Origin of the sequence: Mesorhizobium sp. M4A.F.Ca.ET.090.04.2.1 (assembly GCF_003999085.1) — a bacterium.
In the GTDB taxonomy this organism is placed as follows: Bacteria; Pseudomonadota; Alphaproteobacteria; order Rhizobiales; family Rhizobiaceae; genus Mesorhizobium.
In genome coordinates this window covers 1-4,865 of record NZ_RZOT01000469.1, presented here as the reverse complement: position 1 = coordinate 4,865, position 4,865 = coordinate 1, and the positions used below count along the sequence as shown (strand labels likewise).

The following is a 4,865-nucleotide window of genomic DNA, read 5'->3' as shown; positions in this document are numbered from 1 at the left end:
GAGCAAGTGCGCCTCATGCCCGGAAGCCTTAAGGGATTCGAACAGCTTCTTGACGTCCTGGACGCGGTCGCGGGACGCCACCAGCAATGCGTCCGGGGAATCGACGATCACTAGGTCACTGACGCCGACAGTGCCGATGACGCGTTTGTCGGAACTGATGAAGCTGTCCGCGGTGTCGACCATGCGAACGTCACCGCGAATCCGGTTGCCGCTCTGGTCGGGGGCGACCAGTTCGGCCATCGCGTTCCATGATCCAATGTCGTTCCATTCCATGTCGCAGGGAACGACGGCCAGGTTTTGCGCCTTTTCCATCACCGCATGGTCGAGCGAAATGCGCGGAGCCATGGCGAAATGCTCAGACGAGAGTTCGATGTTGGCGAAACCTTCGCCCCGGCTGACGTGGCTGTCCTCGTAGCTGGCGACAACGGCGTCGATCACCGCGGGGCAATGCTTGGCCATTGCCTCGAGCATGACCTGCGCGCGGAAGCAGAAAATGCCGGCGTTCCAGAAGAACCGCTTGGACGCGACATAGGCCTTGGCCGTCTCCAGATCCGGCTTCTCGACGAAGCGGACAACGTTTTCGCCGTCTGCCTCGATATAGCCGAAGGCCGTGTCCGGCCTGGTCGGATTTATGCCCAGCGTCGCGATGCGTCCTTGCCCGGCATGCTCGATCGCCCTGGCCACGGCGCTCAGGAATGCTGGCACGTTTCCGATCATGTGGTCGGCTGGGAAAATGCACAGAATGACGTCGGGGCCTTGCATTGCCTTGGCGTGGATCGCAGCCGCGGCCACGGCTGCAGCCGTATCGCGGCCCTCAGGCTCGAGCAGGAAGGTCCGCTGAGGAACAACGGGCTCCAGAGCGTCGAAGTCGTCTGTCGTGAGGAAGAGGTGTTCCCTGGACGTCACCGTGACCAGCTCGACGACGTCCCTGATCGAGGCGGCGCGCAACGCGGTATGCTGGATCAGTGAATGTCCGTCCGCCACCTTCAGGAACGGCTTGGGATGCGACTGCCGCGAGGCAGGCCACAGGCGCGAGCCGGCTCCACCGCTGATGATCACCGGAACGACTTTCATCAAATGCCCTCTGTGCCCGGAGATGCGAATGCCCGAGCCTTCTCCAGTGTCAATGCCACGATCGCCGTCGCCCTGGCATAGCTCGCGGCCTCCGAATAGCAGCGCAATTCCGGCGCATTTCCGGACGGCCGCAAATGTATGATCTCGCCACTATCCATCCGCGCCCTGAGGCCATCGGTTTCATCGATTTCGGCAACAGTGCCAAACGGAGCCAGGAATTGCTGCAGCGCATCGGGGTTGGCGAGTTGGGTCATCAACCGGCGTGAACTCTCCACCGGGAAGTTCTCGAGTCGCTCACTCGCGCAGAACGGAAGGTCCCAAAGCTCGCGCAAACGCGACAGCGGTCTTTTCGTCGATGCCATGGTGCCGAGCACGGCAAGGATCGGTAGCAGCGAGTCGCGTGTCGGCAGGGCCGCCAGCGTCTTTCCATTCAGCAGGCAATCCGATCCCAGGAGGACGCCGCCATTGGCCTCGAAGCCGATGACGATGTTGCCGCCACGGTACGACGCTTCCATGCCATCGATGACGAACGGCGACCCGACCTTGGTTCTCCTCACCTCGAAACCCAGGGCATCCGAAATACCCGAATTGGAGGTCACGGGCGTTACTACCGTATCCGCTGCCACGAAAAGCGCGGTGACGAGCCCAATCAGGTCGCCCCGGAACAGATCGCCTTTCTCGTCGGCGACAAGCGGGCGGTCGGCATCGGCGTCCGTGGACACGATGGCGTCGAGCTTGAACTCACGGCTCCAGGCCTTGAATTTCGCAAGCGTGGCCGCGCCCACCGCTTCGGTATCGACCGGCACGAAGGTTTCGCTTTTGCCGACCGGGACCACCTCGGCGCCGAACAATCGAAGTACCCGCACCAGCAATTCCGCCGCGACCGAACTGTGCTGATACACGCCGACCCTCATGCCGGACAGCGAATCCGGCCCCAGGATATCGTTGGCGCGTTCCTGGTAACCGGCAATCGCTTCGTCATGGCGCCTTGGCCAGGTCGTCTCAGGAAGAGTTGGCGGATCGTACACATTTGACTTGTCGGCGACATATTGCGTTATCGCAGCCTCGTCCGCCTTATCGATCTCGCCATTCGGGCGATAGAATTTGATGCCGTTGCGGTCGGCGGGAATGTGGGAGCCGGTTACCATCAGAGCGGCCGCGCCCTGCTTTTGGGCATAAAAAGCGAGGGCCGGGGTAGGGATGACGCCGCAATCGATCGGCTGGAATCCGCTCGCGGCCAGCGCCGCCATGCAACGGTCGGCAATCGCCGGGCTGCTGTCGCGCAGGTCACGGCCGACGAAGACCGCGCCACTCGATTGCAAGCCGCTTGAAGCCAGACGCCAGGCGAACGCCTCAGTATAGAGTCCGCTTGGCTTCCCAACCAATTCCGAAGCCAAACCTCGGACGCCGCTCGACCCGAATTTCATCGTTCTTCTTTTGCTGTTTGGAAGATCAGGCCGGTAATATTGGAGTGGGGTTCGCTGTCAACAAAAAATCATACCGGCGCCCTTGCGCGCGCGGTTGAACGAAATCGAACCCGCAAGATTTCGCGAGCTGCCGGGATGTATCGCCGGAATTTTAGCGGCTCCGCATTTTGCAATGTATTCCGGATGATGAGACCTATCACCGGCTGCATGGCGCGCTCCGGATACTCGCATTGCGTCAATCTCAATCGTCGTCAAAGCGTCCGGTCTTTTTGACGCAGCTTTTGCTTAATCGATTTTAGGGGTTTTCCTTAATCGATTGTAGCGGCCGGCCGGCTTTGGCGACGCCTTGCCTTTCGCAGTGCAGCATCATATCGCTCGGATCGGACCGGACGAAGCCGAGGCCATGGGCTTCGCCGGCCTGCGATCTGCGACCGTTGGAGGGCGAGCATGACCAAGTGGGTTTACACCTTCGGCGATGGCGCCGCTGAGGGCCGTGCCGGCGACCGTAATCTTCTCGGCGGCAAGGGCGCCAACCTGGCCGAGATGTGCAGCCTCGGCCTGCCAGTCCCGCCGGGTTTCACCATCACCACCGAGGTCTGCAACGCCTATTACGCCAACGGCCGCACTTATCCGTCCGAACTCGAAGCGGACGTTACGGTTGCGCTCGACCATATCGGCCGGCTGACCGGCCGCCGCTTCGGCGATCCGTCGAAATTGCTCCTGGTGTCGGTGCGCTCCGGCGCCCGCGCCTCCATGCCGGGCATGATGGACACCGTCCTCAATCTCGGCCTCAATGACGAGACGGTCGAGGCGCTCTCCGCCGATTCCGGTGACGCCCGCTTCGCTTATGATAGCTACCGCCGCTTCATCCAGATGTATTCCGACGTCGTCATGGGGCTCGACCATGAGGTTTTCGAGGAGATCCTGGAGGATGAGAAGGCGAACCTCGGCCATGAGCTGGACACCGAGCTGACGGCGCTCGAATGGCAGGGCGTGATCGCGCTCTACAAGGCCAAGGTCGAGGAGGAACTCGGCAAGCCGTTTCCGCAGGAGCCGCACGAACAGCTCTGGGGCGCCATCGGCGCTGTGTTCTCCAGCTGGATGAACAACCGCGCAATCACCTATCGCCGCCTGCACGACATTCCCGAGAGCTGGGGCACGGCGGTCAATGTCCAGGCCATGGTGTTCGGCAATATGGGCGATACGTCCGCCACCGGCGTCGCCTTCACCCGCAACCCGTCGACCGGCGAAAAGCAGCTCTACGGCGAGTTTCTGGTCAACGCCCAGGGCGAGGATGTCGTCGCCGGCATCCGTACCCCGCAGAACATCACCGAGGCGGCGCGCATCGCTGCCGGATCCGACAAGCCGTCGCTGCAGAAGCTGATGCCGGATGCCTTCCAAGCTTTCGTCGACATCTCCGACCGCCTCGAGAAGCACTACCGCGACATGCAGGATCTCGAATTCACGATCGAGCGCGGCAAGCTTTGGATGCTGCAGACCAGGTCCGGCAAGCGCACGGCCAAGGCAGCGCTCAGGATTGCCGTCGAGATGGCGAAGGACAAGCTGATTACCAGGGAGGAAGCGGTCGCCCGCATCGATCCTGCCTCGCTCGACCAACTCCTGCACCCGACCATCGATCCGAAGGCCGCGCGCGACGTCATTGGCGTCGGCCTGCCAGCTTCGCCGGGTGCGGCAACCGGCGAGATCGTCTTTTCCTCGGGCGATGCCGAGGACGCCAAGGCGCAAGGCCGCAAGGTTATCCTGGTACGCATCGAGACAAGCCCCGAGGACATCCACGGCATGCATGCGGCCGAAGGCATCCTCACCACGCGCGGCGGCATGACCAGCCATGCCGCTGTGGTGGCGCGCGGCATGGGCAAGCCCTGCGTGTCGGGCGCAGGGTCGCTACGCGTCGACTACAAGGCCGGGACTCTGATCTCGATGGGCCAGACCTTCCGCAAGGGCGACATCATCACCATCGATGGCGCCAACGGTCAGGTGCTGAAGGGCGCGGTGGCCATGCTGCAGCCGGAACTGTCGGGCGATTTCGCCGCCATCATGGAATGGGCCGACGCGGCACGCCGCATGAAGGTGCGCACCAATGCCGAAACGCCGCTTGATGCGCGCATGGCGCGCTCGTTCGGCGCCGAAGGCATCGGACTCTGCCGCACCGAGCACATGTTCTTCGACGGCGACCGTATCGTCGCCATGCGCGAGATGATCCTGGCCGACACCGAGAAGGACCGGCGCGCCGCGCTCGACAAGCTGCTGCCCATGCAGCGCTCGGATTTCCTCGAGCTGTTCGAGATCATGGCCGGCCTGCCGGTGACGATCCGCCTGCTCGATCCGCCGCTGCACGAGTTC

3 protein-coding genes are annotated in these 4,865 nt (G+C 62.7%); 1 reads left to right on the top strand and 2 read right to left on the bottom strand.

Annotated features, from left to right (window positions below; genetic code table 11):
- Together EN781_RS25815 and EN781_RS25810 are read right to left on the bottom strand one after the other, a co-directional pair.
- A partial coding sequence (locus EN781_RS25815) for a mannose-1-phosphate guanylyltransferase (protein WP_127400458.1) occupies nucleotides 1–1,074 on the bottom strand: 1,074 nt, incomplete at its 3' end.
- Nucleotides 1,074–2,501 (bottom strand): phosphomannomutase, encoded by a 1,428-nt coding sequence (locus EN781_RS25810; protein ID WP_126055849.1) that lies wholly within the window; start codon nucleotides 2,499–2,501, stop codon nucleotides 1,074–1,076. The genes EN781_RS25810 and EN781_RS25815, both read right to left, overlap by 1 nt.
- 447 nt (nucleotides 2,502–2,948) lie before the next feature.
- On the opposite strand from EN781_RS25810, the gene ppdK reads away from it, so the two are divergent.
- The coding region (gene ppdK / locus EN781_RS25805) for a pyruvate, phosphate dikinase (RefSeq protein ID WP_127400457.1) at nucleotides 2,949–4,865 on the top strand (1,917 nt) is incomplete at its 3' end.